Source organism: Sphingobium sp. CFD-2 (genome assembly GCF_024611135.1).
Taxonomy (GTDB): Bacteria; Pseudomonadota; Alphaproteobacteria; order Sphingomonadales; family Sphingomonadaceae; genus Sphingobium; species Sphingobium fuliginis.
In genome coordinates this window covers 534,009-549,279 of the sequence record NZ_CP084405.1, presented here as the reverse complement: position 1 = coordinate 549,279, position 15,271 = coordinate 534,009, and the positions used below count along the sequence as shown (strand labels likewise).

The following is a 15,271-nucleotide window of genomic DNA, read 5'->3' as shown; positions in this document are numbered from 1 at the left end:
AACACGCATGTGCATCATGGCAATGGCTTGGGACGCGCACCCCCGCTGGCGGCTGATCCTCATCGGCAATCGTGACGAACTGCACGCGCGCCCCGCAGCGCCGCTCGCCCGCTGGGAACAGCCGGACCATCTGATCGCAGGCCGGGACCTGCTTTCCGGCGGAACCTGGCTGGGCGTTTCCGAACAGGGGCGCGCCGCAATCGTCACCAACCTGCGCGGCTATGGCGGGCCCGATCCCGATCGCGCGTCCCGCGGCGCGTTGGTGACAGACCTTCTGAGCGGCGACGAGACGGCTCCGCTGGGGGATTTCAATCCGTTCAATCTCATCCTGATCGACCGGGACCGAGCGCTGTTCCTGACCAACCGCCCTCACCTCCTGCGCACGGAACTCACGCCTGGCCTCTATGGCCTTTCCAACGGCACGCTCGATGCGCCTTGGCCGAAGACGCTCGCCCTCAAATCCGCCTTGCTCGACTGGCTGGTCGCCGGAGCCGACGATCCTCTGACGCTGTTCGGTGCCCTCCGCGCGGAAAGCCTGCCCCACGCCGGCATTGCCCCCGATGCGCCCTCCGACATTCCGGCGGAGGCGATGATCTCGCCCATCTTCATCCGCAATCCCGTCTATGGCACGCGATGCAGCACGATCGTCGCAGTCGACGCGCGGGGACAAGGCGTCATTTCGGAGCGCCGCTTCGACCCGGACGGCGTGCAGACCGGTGAAACCCGCTTGGCTTTCAAATGGGACGAGAGGGGCGAATGAAGGGAAATCCATTCGCTACCGCCAGTCGATGCGTGCCACTCCCTTCGCGGAAGCACATACGCTTGGGGTCGACACTCCCTGTCCGGCTTCCCACCCAAATCGCCGCCGCTGCGGAAATGCGGCCCTTCCCCAAGCTTCGATCCCGCGCTAAAGCCGCTGCATGATCCTCGTCATCGACAATTATGACAGCTTCACCTGGAACCTCGTCCATTATCTCATGGAATTGGGAGCGCAGGTGGAGGTTGTCCGCAACGACGCCATTTCCGCCGGCCAGGCCCTTTCCACCGGCGCGCAGGCATTTCTGCTGTCGCCCGGTCCGTGCACGCCCAATGAAGCGGGCGTCAGCCTCGATCTCGTGGCCGCCTGCGCCGATGCGGGTGCGCCGCTGCTGGGTGTGTGCCTGGGCCATCAGTCGATCGGCCAGCATTTCGGCGGCAAGGTGGTGCGCGGCGGCCTGATGCACGGCAAGACCTCTCCCGTCACCCATGACGGCACGGGCCTGTTTCAGGGGCTGCCTTCGCCCTTCACGGCCACCCGCTACCATTCGCTGATCGTCGAGGAGATTCCCGAAACGCTGATCGTCAACGCCACCAGCGAGGACGGCTCGGTCATGGGTTTCCGGCATCGCGACCTGCCGATCCATTCGGTCCAGTTCCACCCGGAAAGCATCGCCACCGAACATGGTCATGACATGCTGGCGAACTTCATGCGGATCGCCGGCATTCCGGTTCGCGAACGCGCGGCGGCCTGAAGCGGCCTCACCTTAGACCAAATTCGGAATTTGGGGGGGAATGGCCAATCCAAGACATTCCCCTCCCGCAGGCGGGAGGGGTTAGGGGTGGGTGCGAGCGCAGCGAGCTTCCAGCTTAGCCGTTGCAAATTCCCGCTGATGTCGCGCTAACCCACCCCCTAGCCCCCTCCCGCCTGCGGGAGGGGGAATGTCCGCAATCCACCCAAATCAGCCAGTCCGGCAAATCACGCGAAGGCGGGACCGCGGCGGCAAACCCGCAAATCTCGCCGCCTGCGACCGCATCGCCTAGCGCACCATATTGCGCTGCCATAACGACTTTCGCGCTTCCCCATCTCGACTCCGGCGCCTTCCCATGATTAAGGCAGCGTCGATGACCCGCCTGCCCGATCCTGCCACCCCACTCGACGCGCAACAGGCCGCAAAGGCTTTCGACCTGCTGTTCGACGGCAACCTGCCGGAAGAGGAGATCGCGGGCTTTCTCATCGCCATGGCCCGGCGTGGCGAGACGGCAACGGAAATTGCCGCCGCCGCCCGCGCCATGCGTAACCGGATGATCCCAGTCACGGCGCCGGCGGGCACGATCGATGTCTGCGGCACGGGCGGCGATGGCCATCATACCCTCAACGTTTCGACCGCCGTGTCGCTGGTGGTCGCGGCGGCGGGCGTGCCCGTGGCCAAGCATGGCAACCGCGCCGCTTCCTCCAAGGCGGGCGCAGCCGATACGCTGGAAGCGCTCGGCCTGGACCTGGACCGCGCCGCCACGACAGCCGAAGCGACGCTGGCCGATCTTGGCATCTGTTTCCTTTTTGCGCAGAATTATCATCCCGCGCTCAAACGGCTTGGCCCCATCCGCAGGGCGATCGGGGAACGCACCATCTTCAACCTGATGGGGCCGCTCGCCAATCCGGCCGGGGTGCGCCGTCAACTGGTCGGCATAGCGCGTCCGGACTATGTCCCCGTCTATGCGGAGGCGCTTGCGGAACTGGGCGTCGATCATGCGATGATCGTTTCCGGCGACGAAGGACTGGACGAACTGTCGCTGGCCGGCGGCAATGCTCTGGCGGAGGTGAAAGGCAGCAGGCTGGTTGCGACGCGCCGCCTGACCGCTGCCGAACTCGGCCTGTCCACCCATCCGGTCGAGGCGATCAGGGGGGGCGACCCCGCCTATAACGCCGCCGCCCTGCGCGCCCTGTTGCAAGGCGAAGCGGGGCCTTATCGTGACGCGGTGTTGCTGAACGCCGCCGCCGCCCTTGTCGTAGCCGACGCCGTGTCCGATTTCCGCGAAGGCGTGGAGGAAGCCGCCGAAACCATCGACCGCGGCCTTGCCAACGCGCTGCTCAATTGCTGGATAGCCTATAAATGACGAACAAGCTGATCGAAATCTGCGATGTAAAGCGGGAGGAAGTCGCCCGGCGCAAGGCCGCCACGCCCATCTCCTCGCTTCACGCCCGCGCCGCCGAACAGACGCCTCCGCGCGGCTTCCGCAAGGCGCTGGACGGTGCCGCCGGCTCCGGATTCGGCCTGATCGCGGAGATCAAGAAGGCCAGCCCGTCCAAGGGCCTGATCCGCCCCGATTTCGATCCGCCCGCCCATGCCCGCGCCTATGCGGCGGGTGGCGCGGCCTGCCTGTCGGTGCTGACCGACGAACCTTATTTCCAGGGGCATGACGATTATCTGGTCGCGGCCCGATCGGCCTGCGCCCTGCCGGTGCTGCGCAAGGATTTCATGGTCGATCCCTGGCAGGTGCTGGAAAGCCGGTCGCTCGGCGCCGACGCGATCCTGATCATCGTCGCCGCGCTGGACGACAATCAGATGGCGGAAATAGAGGACGCCGCCCTTGGCCTGGGCATGGATGCGCTGGTTGAAGTGCATGATGCGCAGGAACTGGAGCGCGCGATGAAGCTCCGCTCGCGCCTGATCGGCGTCAATAATCGCGACCTGCGCGACTTCACGGTCGATTTCGCCCGCACCTACGAACTGGTCGGACAGGCTCCGGAAGGATGCACCTTCGTTGCGGAAAGCGGCATCGGCAGCCATGACGACCTGCTCGCCATGTCGGACCATGGCGTGCGCTGCTTTCTGGTGGGGGAAACCCTGATGAGGCAGGAGGATGTCGAAACCGCCACGCGCAGGCTGCTGACGGGGCGATGAGCAAGCTCACCCATCTGGACGAGGAGGGGTCGGCCCATATGGTCGATGTTTCCGCCAAGGCGACGACCGCGCGCAAGGCTGTCGCGAGCGGCCGCATCAGCATGAGTCCCGATGCAGCAGCAGCGATCGAGCAGGGATTGGTGAAGAAGGGCGATGTGCTGGCCGTGGCCCGCGTGGCGGGCATCATGGCGGCCAAGCGGACCGCCGACCTCATCCCGCTCTGCCACCCGATTCCGCTCAGTTCGGTCAGCATCGACCTCGATCTCGACGGCAGCGGCGTGACCGTGACGGCGACCGCGAAGACCGCCGGTCAGACCGGCGTGGAAATGGAGGCGCTGACCGCCGCGTCGGTCGCGTTGCTGACGGTCTATGACATGGCCAAGGCGCTGGACAAGGGCATGATCATCAGCGACGTGCGCCTGCTGGCCAAGAGCGGCGGCAAGTCCGGCGACTGGACGGCTGGGGACGGGCCGGCGTCATGAGCCTGCTTCCGGTCGCGGAGGCGCAGAGCCGCCTGATGGCGCTGGCAAGGCCGCTGCCGACGGAGCATATGCCCATTCCCGCCTGCGCCGGACGCTGGCTGAAGGAAGATGTCGTTGCGCTGCGTGATCAGCCCTGGGCCGATCTTTCCGCCATGGACGGCTATGCCCTGCGCGCCGCTGAATGGCCCGGGCCATGGCAGGTCGCCGCCGAAAGCGCGGCGGGGGGCCCGCCGCCTCCGCCCCTCGAACCCCGCCAGGCCTGCCGCATCTTCACCGGCGCGCCCTTGCCGCAGGGCGCCGACAGCATCCTGATTCAGGAAAACGCCGCGCGCGAGGGGGACATGCTGCGCGGACTGGAGGAGGCGCTGACGAAGGGCCGCCATGTGCGTCCGGCCGGTTCCGACTTCCGCAAGGACGGCCTTTTGCTGAAGGCCGGCAGCGCATTGGGGGCGGCGCAGATCGCGCTCGCCGTGTTGGGCGGGCATGGGACGCTGCCCGTATCGCGGCGGGCCCGGGTCGCCCTGCTCTCGACAGGCAACGAACTCGTGCCCCCCGGTGCGCCGACGCAGCCCGGCCAGCTTCCCTCCTCCAACGCGCCCATGCTGGCCGCCCTGCTCGCCGGCCTTTCCTGCGATGTCATCGATATGGGGATCGTGCCGGACGATCTCCCCGGCATGATCCAGGCCTTTGCCCACGCCAGCCAGGCGGACATCATCGTTTCGACCGGCGGCGCATCGGTGGGCGATCACGACATCGTCCGCCCGGCTTTCGTCCAGGCCGGGGGCTCGCTCGATTTCTGGAAAATCCGCATGCGTCCGGGCAAGCCGTTGATGGCGGGGACATTGGGTTCCGTCGTCTTCCTGGGCCTGCCGGGCAATCCGGTATCAGCCTTCGTGACGGCGACGCTGTTCCTGTTGCCGCTGGTCCGCAACATGATGGGCGCGGCATCGCCCCTGCCCCGCACCGCGCCGGCGACGCTCGCCGCGCCGCTGCCCGCCACGGGGGAACGCGACGATTACCTTCGCGCCTTCCGCACGGAAGCGGGCATCGTTTCCGTGACATCGCAGGACAGCGCCGCCACCGCGGCCATGGCGATGGCCGACTGCCTCATCCTGCGACCTGCCGGCTCTGCTCCGGCCGCCGCCGGCGATCCCGTCACGGTTCTTCCCCTCGCATAAGGAAAGGGGCCGCCGCGCGACCCCTTCCAATGCAGTCCTGACGGATGGCGGCGATGTCAGCCATGCTGGACCGCCGCCGTTCCTTCAGCGCTGCTGCTTGCCGGGCGACTTGTCCTGACGGCGTTCATCGCCCATCTGGCCCTGCCGGTCTTCCTGCTGCTGCTGGCGTCCACCCTGGCTGGAGCGGTCGCCGCCCTGCTGGTCGCGACGTTGACCGCCGCCCTGGTTGTTCTGGTTGGCCATCTTTCTCTCCTATTCACCTTCTTCGTGGAAGGCAGGCGTTAAACGGCCTGCGGCCTTCCGCGTTCCAGCAAAAGCGCCCAACGGTTAGGCGCTTGACTTGCCCCGTTCCGTTTCCTATGCGTTCTCCATCCGTTCCAAGGAGGGCAAGGCGAGATGTTGACACCCAAGCAACAGGAATTGCTGAGCTTCATTCAGACCCGGCTGGAGGAGGGAGGCGTATCCCCCTCTTTCGAGGAGATGAAGGAAGCGCTGGACCTGCGGTCCAAATCCGGCATCCACCGCCTGATCAATGCGTTGGAGGAACGCGGCTTCATCCGCCGCCTGCCCAATCGCGCCCGCGCACTGGAAGTGCTCAAACTGCCCGATGCCATGCATCGCGCTCCCAAGGTCGTCGTGCCTGCCAAGCCGCCGCTGACGCCCGGTCCAGCGGCCAGCAGGCCCCCGGTCGCCGCCAACGACATATTGGAGATTCCGCTGCACGGCCGGATCGCGGCGGGCGTGCCGATCGAGGCGCTGGAGGGGCAGAACATGCTTTCCGTTCCCGCCGCGCTGCTGGGCACCGGGGATCATTATGCGCTGGAAGTGGCGGGGGATTCAATGGTCGAAGCGGGCATTCTGGACGGCGATTTCGCGCTTATCCAGCGCACCGACGTCGCGCGCGAGGGGCAGATCGTGGTCGCCCTGATCGACGAAAATGAAGCGACGCTGAAATATTTCCGGCGTGAGGGTCCGAAGGTCCGGCTCGATCCCGCCAACAGCGCCTATGAACCGCAGATCTACGACCCTCGGCAGGTCCGCATCCAGGGCAAGCTGGCAGGGTTGCTGCGCCGCTATAACTGATGCTTCCTGTATTCGCGCGGCCGGCTGGAAGGCCGCGCGACCCAGGGGTGCTCATCATGCCACGCCTTCGCGCTGCGCATGGTGCCATGGTCCAGATCGATGGTCAGGCCACCCGTCCTGGCGAGGAAGCGTCGATCCACCTTCAGCCAGCGTGGGCGACAGGCGCCCTGCAGGCGGCGGTCGCTGACGACGATGTCTGAATAGGCGCAATCCCGCGCCAGTATCGCATTATCGATCCTCACGCTGCTTCGCGTCAGCAACAGGTTCCAGTTCCGGCCCCCTCCCTTCAGGCGAACGGCGCATAGATCGGGAGAACAGCGAGCCTGGGGCAGCGCCGTCAATGCCTGCAAGGTACCGTCATAACCCGCGCTTTCCGCCATGACGTCGCGCGCATAGCCGCCGGCGCGAGCCCGCAGCATCGCCATGCCGCCATCGGCAGTGCGCACCGCGACATGCCGGCCGTCCCCGCTTATCAATATGGCGGGCATCGGGCTGGTCAGCACCATCATGACGCCGGTGGTCACGGGCATCAGACCCGCCCAGCGCCACCGGCTTCGCCATAGCAGGCACCACAGCATGCCCAGCAGCATCAGGCCGAACACTACGCCCGACTGGGCGGGCGCCAGAACCACCGCCCAAGGGCTGGATGCCACGCCATGGGCAATCAGCAACAGCAGGTCGATCGATCGCGCGGCAAGCCACCAGAAGGGCGCACCCCACCCGCCTAGGTCCAACAGCAAGGCCGTCGCCTCCAGCGGCATGACCACCAGCGTCGTAAGCGGTATGGCCACCAGATTGGCGATCGATCCCAACATGCCCGCCTTGTGGAAATGGAACAGCGCGATCGGCGCCAGCACCAGCTCCACGACCAGGCCGGTCGCCAGCATGCCCGCAAGATTGCGCCCGATCCGGCGCCATACCCCTTCGTCACGCGGCGCGAGAAAGGCGCGGAAGGCCGGATGCTCGCCTAGCGACACCAGGGCTATCACAGCCGCGAAGCTCATCTGGAAGCTCGGCCCCACCAGTGCTTCTGGCCAGAGGATCAGCACCACCAGCGCCCCCGCCGCCACGAGCCTGAGCGTGATCGCGTCCCGCCCCATCGCCAGTCCGCCCAGCACAAGCAGGGCAGCGACGCAGGATCGCACGGTCGGCACCTCTGCGCCGGTCAGAAGCGTATAGCCGATGCCCGCCAGAGCGCCGCCGCCCGCGGCCAGCAGCATCAGCGGCCAGTCGAGAGCCGCCCGGCGGCTGAGCGCCATCAGCCGCATCAACAGGAAGATCACCGCAGCGATCAGGGCCGTGACATGCAGACCGCTGATCGACAGCAGATGCGCAAGGCCGCTCCGCCGCATCGCCTCCGCATCTGCCTGCGCGATCGCGCCCTGATCGCCGGTGGCCAGGGCAGCGGCGATGCCGGCGCCCTGTCCCGGAACGCGCTCCAGGATATGCTCGAACAGACGCGCCCTCAACCGGGGGCCGGCCGTGGCCGGCCGCAGGACCGTGACCGGCGGCAGCACACGCCCGGTCGCGCCGACGCCCTCGAAATAGGCGCGCCGCGCAAAATCATAGCCGCCCGGCAGGCTGGGCGGCGCAGGCGGCATCAGCCTTGTGCGGAAGGCTATGATGGCTCCCTCCCCGACGCCCGGCGGCATCGACGCATCGTCAAGATTGACGCGCACCAGGGGCGGCAGGGCAGGCACGCCGACAGGCCGGACCAGCACGCGACTCATGTGCTGCGCGGGCAGCCTTTCGACCGACCGGACCTCCCCCTTCAGCGAGATGAAGGCCGGGCGGTCGAGGGGCGGCGATCCGACGATCGTCGCTTTCCCCCAGACCAGCAGGCACCCGGCACAGGCAAGAATGCCACCGACGACGATCGCCTGACGCACCCGGCCACCGGGCGGCAAAAGCAGCGCGGCGCAGGCAACCGCAAGCGTCACGCAGCAAAAGGCCAGCCATTCCAGCCGATTAGGCAGAAGGAACCAGGCCGCGATTCCCGCAGCCAGGGCGACCGGAACCCATAGCGGCAACCGTTCGCGCTCCTCCTCCAGCCACAGCTCCACGCCGCGCCAAATCCGCGCTGCTTTCCCCCGGGCCGAACTGACAACGGAGGTTTGTCGTGGCTCGAAAGCCATGCTAGGGGGCGTCGCGATCATGGATGGGTCGGGTGGTATCCGGGCGAATGGCAGGGAATGAAACGGTGAGTGCTACAGGTTCGAACAAGCAGGTAGTAACCCGTTTTGCGCCGTCGCCTACCGGTTTTCTTCACATCGGCGGCGCGCGCACCGCGCTATTCAACTGGCTGTTCGCGCGTCATCACGGCGGCAAGTTCCTGCTGCGGATCGAGGACACCGACCGGGCCCGCTCCACCGAGGAAGCGGTCGCCGCGATCTTCGACGGGCTGGAATGGCTGGGGCTGGGCGGCGACGAACCGGCGGTTTTCCAGTTCGAGCGCACGCCGCGCCATGCCGAAGTGGCGAACCAGATGCTCGCCTCCGGCCATGCCTATCGCTGCTATGCGACACCCGAGGAACTGGCGGAACTGCGCGAGCGGCAGCGCGCCGCCAAGCAGCCGATGCGCTATGACGGGCGGTGGCGGGACCGCGATCCCTCCGAAGCCCCGGAAGGCGCGCCCTTCGTCATCCGCCTGAAAGCGCCGCGCGAAGGCGAGACGGTGATCGAGGACGCCGTGCAGGGCCGCGTCGTCGTCCAGAATGCGGAGCTGGACGACATGATCCTGCTGCGTTCGGACGGCACGCCCACCTATATGCTGGCGGTGGTGGTCGACGACCATGACATGGGCGTCACCCATGTCATTCGCGGCGACGACCATCTCAACAATGCGTTCCGCCAGCTAGGCATCATAAAGGCGATGAATTGGGAAGAGCCCATCTACGCCCATATCCCGCTGATCCATGGGGCCGACGGCGCGAAGCTGTCCAAGCGGCACGGCGCGCTTGGCGTCGATGCCTATCGCGACGAGTTGGGCATGCTGCCCGAAGCGGTGTTCAACTATCTGCTGCGACTCGGCTGGGGCCATGGCGACGAGGAGATCATCTCCCGCGAGCGTGCGGTGGAACTCTTTGATATTTCAGGTGTCGGCCGCTCACCCTCTCGCTTCGACATCAAGAAGCTGGAGAATCTGAACGGCCATTATCTGCGCGAGGCGGATGACGCACGCCTTGCCGCGCTGGTCGCGCCAAGGGTTGCGGCGAGGTTGAACATCGACCTGCCGGAGGATGGCGAGAAACGGCTTGCAGAGGCCATGCCGTCGCTCAAGCCGCGCGCCAGGACACTTAACGAAATTGCGGAGGGCGCCGAATTCTTGTTCAAAAATTGCCCGCTCGATTTTGACGAGAAGGCGCTTGCTCTGCTAGACGATTCCGCACGCGCGCTGCTGGGACAGACAGCCGACGCTCTTGCACCCGTCCAGTCCTGGACGGTCGAAGCGATCGAAGAAGCCATTCGCCGCGTGGCAGAGGATGCCGGCCTCGGGCTTGGAAAGGTCGCGCAGCCTTTGCGCGCGGCGCTGACCGGTCGCACGGTTTCGCCGGGAATTTTCGACGTCCTTTTCCTTCTGGGGAAGACGGAGAGCTTGGAACGATTGGCCGCTGTGAGGCACGCATCGGCCAATTGAAGTATCAGGAGAATACCATGTCGGATAACAATGCCACTTTGAGCGTCGACGGCAACGCGAAAGACTATGCCATTCTGAACGGCACGGTCGGACCGCAGGTCATCGACGTTCGCAAGCTCTACGCCAACACCGGCATGTTTACCTACGACCCCGGCTTCACTTCGACCGCGAGCTGCGATTCGGGCCTGACCTATATCGACGGCGACGCCGGTGTGCTGCTGCATCGCGGCTATCCGATCGACCAGCTTGCCGAACAGTCGAGCTTCATGGAAGTGTCCTACCTCCTCCTCAACGGCGAACTGCCCTCGAAGAAGGAACTGGAGGATTTCACGCGCACCATCACGCGCCACACCATGGTGCATGAGCAGCTCACCACCTTCTACCGCGGTTTCCGCCGCGATGCCCACCCGATGGCGATCATGTGCGGCGTGGTCGGCGCGCTCTCGGCCTTCTATCACGACTCCACCGACATCAACGATCCGGAACAGCGCAAGATCGCCAGCCACCGCCTGATCGCCAAGATGCCGACGATCGCGGCGATGGCGTATAAATATTCGGTGGGCCAGCCCTTCGTCTATCCGCGCAACGACCTCAGCTACACCGCCAACTTCTTGAACATGACCTTCTCGGTCCCGGCGGAGGAATATGTCATCGATCCGGTCGTCGTCGACGCGATGGACAAGATCTTCACGCTGCACGCCGACCATGAACAGAACGCGTCGACATCGACCGTGCGTCTGGCCGGCTCGTCCGGCGCCAACCCCTTCGCGTGCATCGCGGCGGGCATCGCCTGCCTCTGGGGTCCGGCGCATGGCGGCGCCAACGAAGCCGCGCTCAACATGCTGCGCGAAATCGGCACCGTCGACCGCATTCCGGAATATATCGCCCGCGCCAAGAACAAGGACGATCCGTTCCGCCTGATGGGCTTCGGCCATCGCGTCTACAAGAATTACGATCCGCGCGCGACCGTGATGCAGAAGACCGCGAAGGATGTCCTGGCGAAGCTGGGCGTCGACGATCCGATCTTCGACGTGGCGAAGGAACTGGAGCAGATCGCGCTTCACGATCCTTATTTCATCGAAAAGAAGCTCTATCCGAATGTCGACTTCTATTCGGGCGTGATCCTCTCGGCCATCGGTTTCCCGACCGAGATGTTCACCGTGCTCTTCGCCCTTGCCCGCACCGTCGGCTGGGTCGCGCAGTGGAACGAAATGATCTCCGACCCTGCGCAGAAGATCGGCCGTCCGCGCCAGCTCTACACCGGCCCGGCCCAGCGCGATTATGTCCCCGTCGACAAGCGCTAGTCTGCACTGGCAATAAGGCAGGGAAGCGGCGTCCGTTTGGGCGCCGCTTTTATTTGGCGGGGAGTTGGCCGGTTGCTGACAGGGAGTACCCCATGCTCCCGCACAGGCGGGAACCCGGTCCTCGCTTCAAGGGATCATTGCCCCGTCTGATCCGTGCTCCTCCTTGGCAGGAGCACGGTTTACCCAGACCGAATATCGATGTCCGCTATACGCCCAAAGCCGGAAGCAGCAGCGTGAACCGCGCCCCGCCTTCGGGCGCGTCGTCGATACGGATGTCGCCGCCCATGGCGTGCGCCAGACGCCGCGAAATGTAGAGGCCAAGGCCGCTGCCGCCCGCGTCGCTGCGGCCCAGTCGCTCGAACTTGTCGAAGATGCGCTCCCTGCTGTCGGCGGCTATGCCATCGCCCTGGTCCAGCACCGCGATCCAGGCCTCGCCGTCGGACCGCCCTGTCTCTATCCGAACGGCAGACCCTTCGGGCGCATAGCGCACGGCGTTGCCTACAAGGTTCATCAGGATCTGCAAGGCGCGGCGAAATTCACCGATGGCCGGCTCCGCGACCGTAAGCGCAGGGGCGAGGATGCTGATCCCCCGATCCTGCGCCTTTACGAGGAACAGCCCGGCGGCCCGCCGCCCGACATCGGCCAGATCGATCTCTTCCGCGGTCACGCTGAAATCCGGCCGGTCGATCGCCTGCAGGTCCGCCAGATCGTCGATCAGCGCCATCAGATGACGCCCCGCCGCCGAAATGTCGCTGGCATAGCCCAGATAGTCCGGCCGCAACGGCCCCTCCAGTTGCGCGCCGATCGAATCCGCATTGGCGATGATCCGTCCCAAAGGCCGTCGCAAAGATCGGTCCAGCCTCTTCCCGAACTCGGCGGGATAGAATGGCAGCGGTTCCGGCGTGGCGAGCGGCGCCGTCACCGCGCGGTCGACGGGCAAAGCCTTGCCGCGATAACCCACCAACTGACCCGCGAGATCGAACATCGGAAAGCCCGACAGCATGAAGCGCTGCGCCGGATCGCTCGTCAATCCCGCCACCTGATCGCGAAAGGCGCGCCGCTGCGCGAAGCCGCGCAGGATCGCCAGGTCGCCTTCGGCATCCGGGCGCAATTCGAAATAGCTCGTGAAGCGGCTGCCCGGCAAAGGCGGGGCGGATGGCAATGCGCCCTCGCCGCCCAACCCCTCATGCACCATCTGGAAGCGCAACTGGGTGTCGATCTGCCACGTCCAGCCGTCGGACAGGGCAGCGATGTCGGTCTCTCGCCGCGCCAGATCCAGCGGCGCCGCAACCGCCTGCCGCTCATGCCAGTCGATGATGGAAAGCTGCACCCGTTCGGCCTCGGGCTTGGCACGCACCCACATGTCGATGTCACCACGCTCCGCCGCGGCCACGACCGGGCGGGACAGGGCAATGCCCAGATGCGCCGCCAGCCGCGCCATCGCCGCCAATTGCGGGACCGCCAGCGCGCTGCCGAGATCGCCGCCCGCCTCCTGCTGAAGGGCCAGCACGGGTGCATCCGCACTCAGCAGCCGGCCATCCGCAGCAACCGTCGCCCGGATGATGGCGGGATGCGCGGGCATGTTCATCAACCGGCGATCCGCCGCAGATGATCCAGCTTGACCCGCAGCGCGGCAGGCGCGCGCAGGGCGCCCACCGTCGCGTCAGCCTGCGTTACGCTCAATTCCTGATAGCGCATGGCTTCCCTGACGATGGTCGCATCGGACAAGGAAGGCCGCACCGGCCGCAATGCCAGCAACAATTGCCGGTAGTCGCTGTCCGATCCCCCGAGCGCCCGGCATAGAGCGGCAACCTGCCCCACCGGACCTATGACCAGGATGTCCGCGACCTGCGCGCTCTCCATCCGCAACCGGCGCCCGGCAAGCGCGGCGAACAGCAGGAAATGCCTGTGCTGCAACGCGGCGGCCATCAGTTCGGGCGCATCGGCGCGCTCGCCCAATTGATGGACCAGCCTGTCCGCCGCCGCGATAGGCCCTTGCGCCTCGTCATGCCGGATCAGTTGGCGTTGCGCCGCGGCTTCGACCAGCGGCACCACCGCTTCCGCTTCGATCAGGCCGCTCCGCTGGACGATCGCGGCCAGGCAGGCGGCCGCCGTCCACAGCAGTTCCGCAAAGAAGCCGGCTGGCAGATCGGGCTGCATCGGCTGATCCTCCGCCGCGGTCATCAGCCAGCGCCCTTCCGCCAGCATCAGCGCGGCAAGCGCTTCGCCCAAGGCGGGATCGTCGGCGGGAAAGAGCGACTCCGCCTCCGATTCGCTGCCCGAACCGCCATCGGGCCCGCCGAACTGGCGCAGCATCAGGCTGATCCCGCCCCGCATCTGCATATGGGCGAGCAGCGCCGGCCCCAACAGGGTCGGCTGCGCGCGCAGCGTCGGCCAGCAAACGGGTTGCGGCCATTGCGCCAACGCCGCCGCGATTTCCGGCCTATCCTCCAGCGCCAGACGCAATCCGATCTCCATTGCGGTCAGGCATCCGCCAAGATGCCGCCGGGTCTCCGCCACCAGAGCGTCGTGCCGCTCCCGCCCGTCGTCAGGAAAGAAAAACGCCAGATCAATGGCATGGCCGACAGGCACGGCGGACATGCCCGCCATGACTTGCGCCATCGGCCAGCAGTCCGCCCGGGTCGGTCCGATCAGGGACGAAAAGGCGCTCATGCCGGCCAGCATAATGGCACGTCGTTAAAATGCACTAAACCGTAACGAGCAAAATCGCTCAATTCCGGCGGAGCAGGATCATCGTTCCAAGCGACCCGATGGCGCACAGCGTCGTCAGGTCGAACATCGGCCCCAGCGCCCCGGCCAGCGACGCCAGCAGCAGGGGAATGAGCGCGCCGGCGGGCGTAAAGATCATCCACGGCCGCAACGGCCCGGTTTTCTGCCAGCGATCCGCCATCTGGATGATCGCCAGCATCAGCGCCAGATAGGCCGCCGTCGTTCCTCCGCCCGCGAGCGCGATCCCGCCAAGCGCGAAGGCCGGCGCGATAAAGGCCATCCAGCCCATGGGCAATGGCCGCAGCGCCATCTCGTCCAGCCGATCCGCGGTTTCCGCCAGCAACAGCGACAGCAGCAACAGGCAGAAGCCCGTCCCTGTCCACAGCAGTTCGATCGGCACCAGCGCAATCGCACCCAGCGCCATGGCGGCGATCCGCACCTGCAGCGCCGGAACCTGCATGCGCATCAGCGCCGGGCTGATCAACCGGGCGGCCGGGCCCAGCAGATATTGTTCGGCCGCACCCCTGACGCGCCGAAGCCGCGGCCCGCCGGAAAGCACCGCCTGAGCGGCCAGGTCCGCCTGCTCCTGCGTCTCCACCAGCGCGACGCGCCCTTCCATCAGGTCGTCCTGCGGCACGGTGATCCGGCGTGCGCCGGCCTGCACCGCGCCCCGCACCAGGGTCAGCGCCAGATCCCAGTCCCCGATCATGTCGAGCGTGTTGAACAGCAGGTCCGGACTGACCCGGACCAGGCCGGCCCAGCGCTGTCCGGCATCGATCCGTTCAAACGGCGCGCTAGCCCTGCTGTCGTCCGCCACCAGCAGCGCATCGCCCTGCTGAGCGGCCATCGCCTCGAAATAACCCTGTCCGATGATCGCCCCATCCGCGACGAGCAGCGTGTCCGCGTCGCGGGGCGCATCGCGCACCATCGACACCATGTCGCGGACCAGCGCGACGGCGATGCCGTCCGCCGACAGCCGGTCGACGGCCTGCGACAAGGCGGGCGTGATGACGCTGACCAGGATCATCACCCGGTCGGCGCCCGCGCGCACCGCCTGCCGCGCCTGATATTCGACCAGCGTCTGCCCGGCGAAATGCAGGCTGGCGCGCAGCGACCCGGCCGAATCGCCGCCGGCCCGGCTCGCGCTGAGAATAGCCGCAAAAGTCATGCGTGTTGAAACCGACCCGATCGTTGT

At 66.4% G+C, this 15,271-nt stretch carries 14 protein-coding genes; 9 read left to right on the top strand and 5 right to left on the bottom strand.

What is annotated here, in order from left to right:
• Window positions 1-7 precede the first annotated feature (7 nt).
• The 6 genes from LDB29_RS02600 to glp all read left to right on the top strand — a co-directional run bounded on the left by LDB29_RS02600 (window position 8) and on the right by glp (window position 5,322).
• The gene (locus LDB29_RS02600; RefSeq protein ID WP_025551083.1) at window positions 8-760 is read left to right on the top strand and encodes an NRDE family protein; all 753 of its coding nucleotides are present in this window, start codon (window positions 8-10) and stop codon (window positions 758-760) included.
• 160 nt (window positions 761-920) lie between these two features.
• Window positions 921-1,511 carry an aminodeoxychorismate/anthranilate synthase component II gene (locus LDB29_RS02595; protein ID WP_025551081.1) on the top strand — a complete coding sequence of 197 codons (591 nt, stop codon included), beginning with the start codon at window positions 921-923 and terminating at the stop codon, window positions 1,509-1,511.
• Window positions 1,512-1,881: 370 nt separating this feature from the next.
• Window positions 1,882-2,874: an anthranilate phosphoribosyltransferase gene (gene trpD / locus LDB29_RS02590; RefSeq protein ID WP_025549264.1), complete on the top strand. Its 993-nt coding sequence runs from the start codon at window positions 1,882-1,884 to the stop codon at window positions 2,872-2,874.
• Entirely contained in the window at window positions 2,871-3,662 is a 792-nt protein-coding gene (trpC, locus tag LDB29_RS02585) for an indole-3-glycerol phosphate synthase TrpC (RefSeq protein WP_025549265.1), read from the top strand. Before trpD ends, trpC begins: the two co-directional genes overlap by 4 nt.
• Window positions 3,659-4,144: a cyclic pyranopterin monophosphate synthase MoaC gene (gene moaC, locus LDB29_RS02580; RefSeq protein ID WP_025549266.1), complete on the top strand. Its 486-nt coding sequence runs from the start codon at window positions 3,659-3,661 to the stop codon at window positions 4,142-4,144. The genes trpC and moaC overlap by 4 nt, the downstream gene beginning before the upstream one ends.
• The gene (gene glp, locus LDB29_RS02575) at window positions 4,141-5,322 is read left to right on the top strand and encodes a gephyrin-like molybdotransferase Glp (RefSeq protein WP_193666742.1); all 1,182 of its coding nucleotides are present in this window, start codon (window positions 4,141-4,143) and stop codon (window positions 5,320-5,322) included. The genes moaC and glp overlap by 4 nt, the downstream gene beginning before the upstream one ends.
• An 84-nt stretch (window positions 5,323-5,406) precedes the next feature.
• Here the strand turns inward: glp and LDB29_RS02570 are convergent, their stop codons facing one another.
• Entirely contained in the window at window positions 5,407-5,565 is a 159-nt protein-coding gene (locus tag LDB29_RS02570) for a hypothetical protein (protein ID WP_165363390.1), read from the bottom strand.
• A 153-nt stretch (window positions 5,566-5,718) separates the two neighbouring features.
• On the opposite strand from LDB29_RS02570, the gene lexA reads away from it, so the two are divergent.
• Window positions 5,719-6,405, top strand: a complete 687-nt coding sequence (gene lexA / locus LDB29_RS02565) for a transcriptional repressor LexA (protein ID WP_025549267.1) — start codon at window positions 5,719-5,721, stop codon at window positions 6,403-6,405.
• On the opposite strand, the gene LDB29_RS02560 is transcribed toward lexA, so the two are convergent.
• On the bottom strand, window positions 6,396-8,540 hold the full coding sequence (locus LDB29_RS02560; RefSeq protein ID WP_257556056.1) for a ComEC/Rec2 family competence protein: 2,145 nt from the start codon (window positions 8,538-8,540) through the stop codon (window positions 6,396-6,398). The two genes, lexA and LDB29_RS02560, sit on opposite strands and share 10 nt — an antisense overlap.
• Window positions 8,541-8,587: 47 nt before the next feature.
• Between LDB29_RS02560 and gltX the strand changes: the two genes are divergently transcribed.
• Both gltX and LDB29_RS02550 read left to right on the top strand, forming a co-directional pair.
• Window positions 8,588-10,042 carry a glutamate--tRNA ligase gene (gltX, locus tag LDB29_RS02555; protein WP_025549268.1) on the top strand — a complete coding sequence of 485 codons (1,455 nt, stop codon included), beginning with the start codon at window positions 8,588-8,590 and terminating at the stop codon, window positions 10,040-10,042.
• Window positions 10,043-10,059: 17 nt separating this feature from the next.
• Window positions 10,060-11,346 carry a citrate synthase gene (locus LDB29_RS02550; RefSeq protein ID WP_025549270.1) on the top strand — a complete coding sequence of 429 codons (1,287 nt, stop codon included), beginning with the start codon at window positions 10,060-10,062 and terminating at the stop codon, window positions 11,344-11,346.
• A gap of 205 nt (window positions 11,347-11,551) precedes the next feature.
• Here LDB29_RS02550 and LDB29_RS02545 read toward each other — a convergent pair whose 3' ends face one another.
• The 3 genes from LDB29_RS02545 to LDB29_RS02535 are packed head-to-tail and all read right to left on the bottom strand — an operon-like array spanning window position 11,552 to window position 15,244.
• On the bottom strand, window positions 11,552-12,934 hold the full coding sequence (locus LDB29_RS02545; protein ID WP_257556052.1) for a sensor histidine kinase KdpD: 1,383 nt from the start codon (window positions 12,932-12,934) through the stop codon (window positions 11,552-11,554).
• Window positions 12,934-14,031 carry a DUF2336 domain-containing protein gene (locus LDB29_RS02540; RefSeq protein WP_025549271.1) on the bottom strand — a complete coding sequence of 366 codons (1,098 nt, stop codon included), beginning with the start codon at window positions 14,029-14,031 and terminating at the stop codon, window positions 12,934-12,936. Before LDB29_RS02540 ends, LDB29_RS02545 begins: the two co-directional genes overlap by 1 nt.
• Window positions 14,032-14,077: 46 nt before the next feature.
• Entirely contained in the window at window positions 14,078-15,244 is a 1,167-nt protein-coding gene (locus LDB29_RS02535; protein ID WP_025549272.1) for a hypothetical protein, read from the bottom strand.
• Window positions 15,245-15,271: the final 27 nt, after the last annotated feature.

Excerpts from the sequence above, each read along its gene's own strand:
- LDB29_RS02540 (WP_025549271.1), bottom strand. The coding sequence starts at position 14,031 with ATGCTGGCCGGCATGAGCGCCTTTTCGTCCCTGATCGGACCGACCCGG.
- LDB29_RS02560 (WP_257556056.1), bottom strand. The coding sequence starts at position 8,540 with ATGGCTTTCGAGCCACGACAAACCTCCGTTGTCAGTTCGGCCCGGGGG.
- gltX (WP_025549268.1), top strand. The coding sequence starts at position 8,588 with ATGGCAGGGAATGAAACGGTGAGTGCTACAGGTTCGAACAAGCAGGTA.
- lexA (WP_025549267.1), top strand. The coding sequence starts at position 5,719 with ATGTTGACACCCAAGCAACAGGAATTGCTGAGCTTCATTCAGACCCGG.
- LDB29_RS02550 (WP_025549270.1), top strand. The coding sequence starts at position 10,060 with ATGTCGGATAACAATGCCACTTTGAGCGTCGACGGCAACGCGAAAGAC.
- LDB29_RS02545 (WP_257556052.1), bottom strand. The coding sequence starts at position 12,934 with ATGAACATGCCCGCGCATCCCGCCATCATCCGGGCGACGGTTGCTGCG.
- glp (WP_193666742.1), top strand. The coding sequence starts at position 4,141 with ATGAGCCTGCTTCCGGTCGCGGAGGCGCAGAGCCGCCTGATGGCGCTG.
- trpC (WP_025549265.1), top strand. The coding sequence starts at position 2,871 with ATGACGAACAAGCTGATCGAAATCTGCGATGTAAAGCGGGAGGAAGTC.
- LDB29_RS02595 (WP_025551081.1), top strand. The coding sequence starts at position 921 with ATGATCCTCGTCATCGACAATTATGACAGCTTCACCTGGAACCTCGTC.
- LDB29_RS02535 (WP_025549272.1), bottom strand. The coding sequence starts at position 15,244 with ATGACTTTTGCGGCTATTCTCAGCGCGAGCCGGGCCGGCGGCGATTCG.
- LDB29_RS02600 (WP_025551083.1), top strand. The coding sequence starts at position 8 with ATGTGCATCATGGCAATGGCTTGGGACGCGCACCCCCGCTGGCGGCTG.
- moaC (WP_025549266.1), top strand. The coding sequence starts at position 3,659 with ATGAGCAAGCTCACCCATCTGGACGAGGAGGGGTCGGCCCATATGGTC.
- trpD (WP_025549264.1), top strand. The coding sequence starts at position 1,882 with ATGACCCGCCTGCCCGATCCTGCCACCCCACTCGACGCGCAACAGGCC.
- LDB29_RS02570 (WP_165363390.1), bottom strand. The coding sequence starts at position 5,565 with ATGGCCAACCAGAACAACCAGGGCGGCGGTCAACGTCGCGACCAGCAG.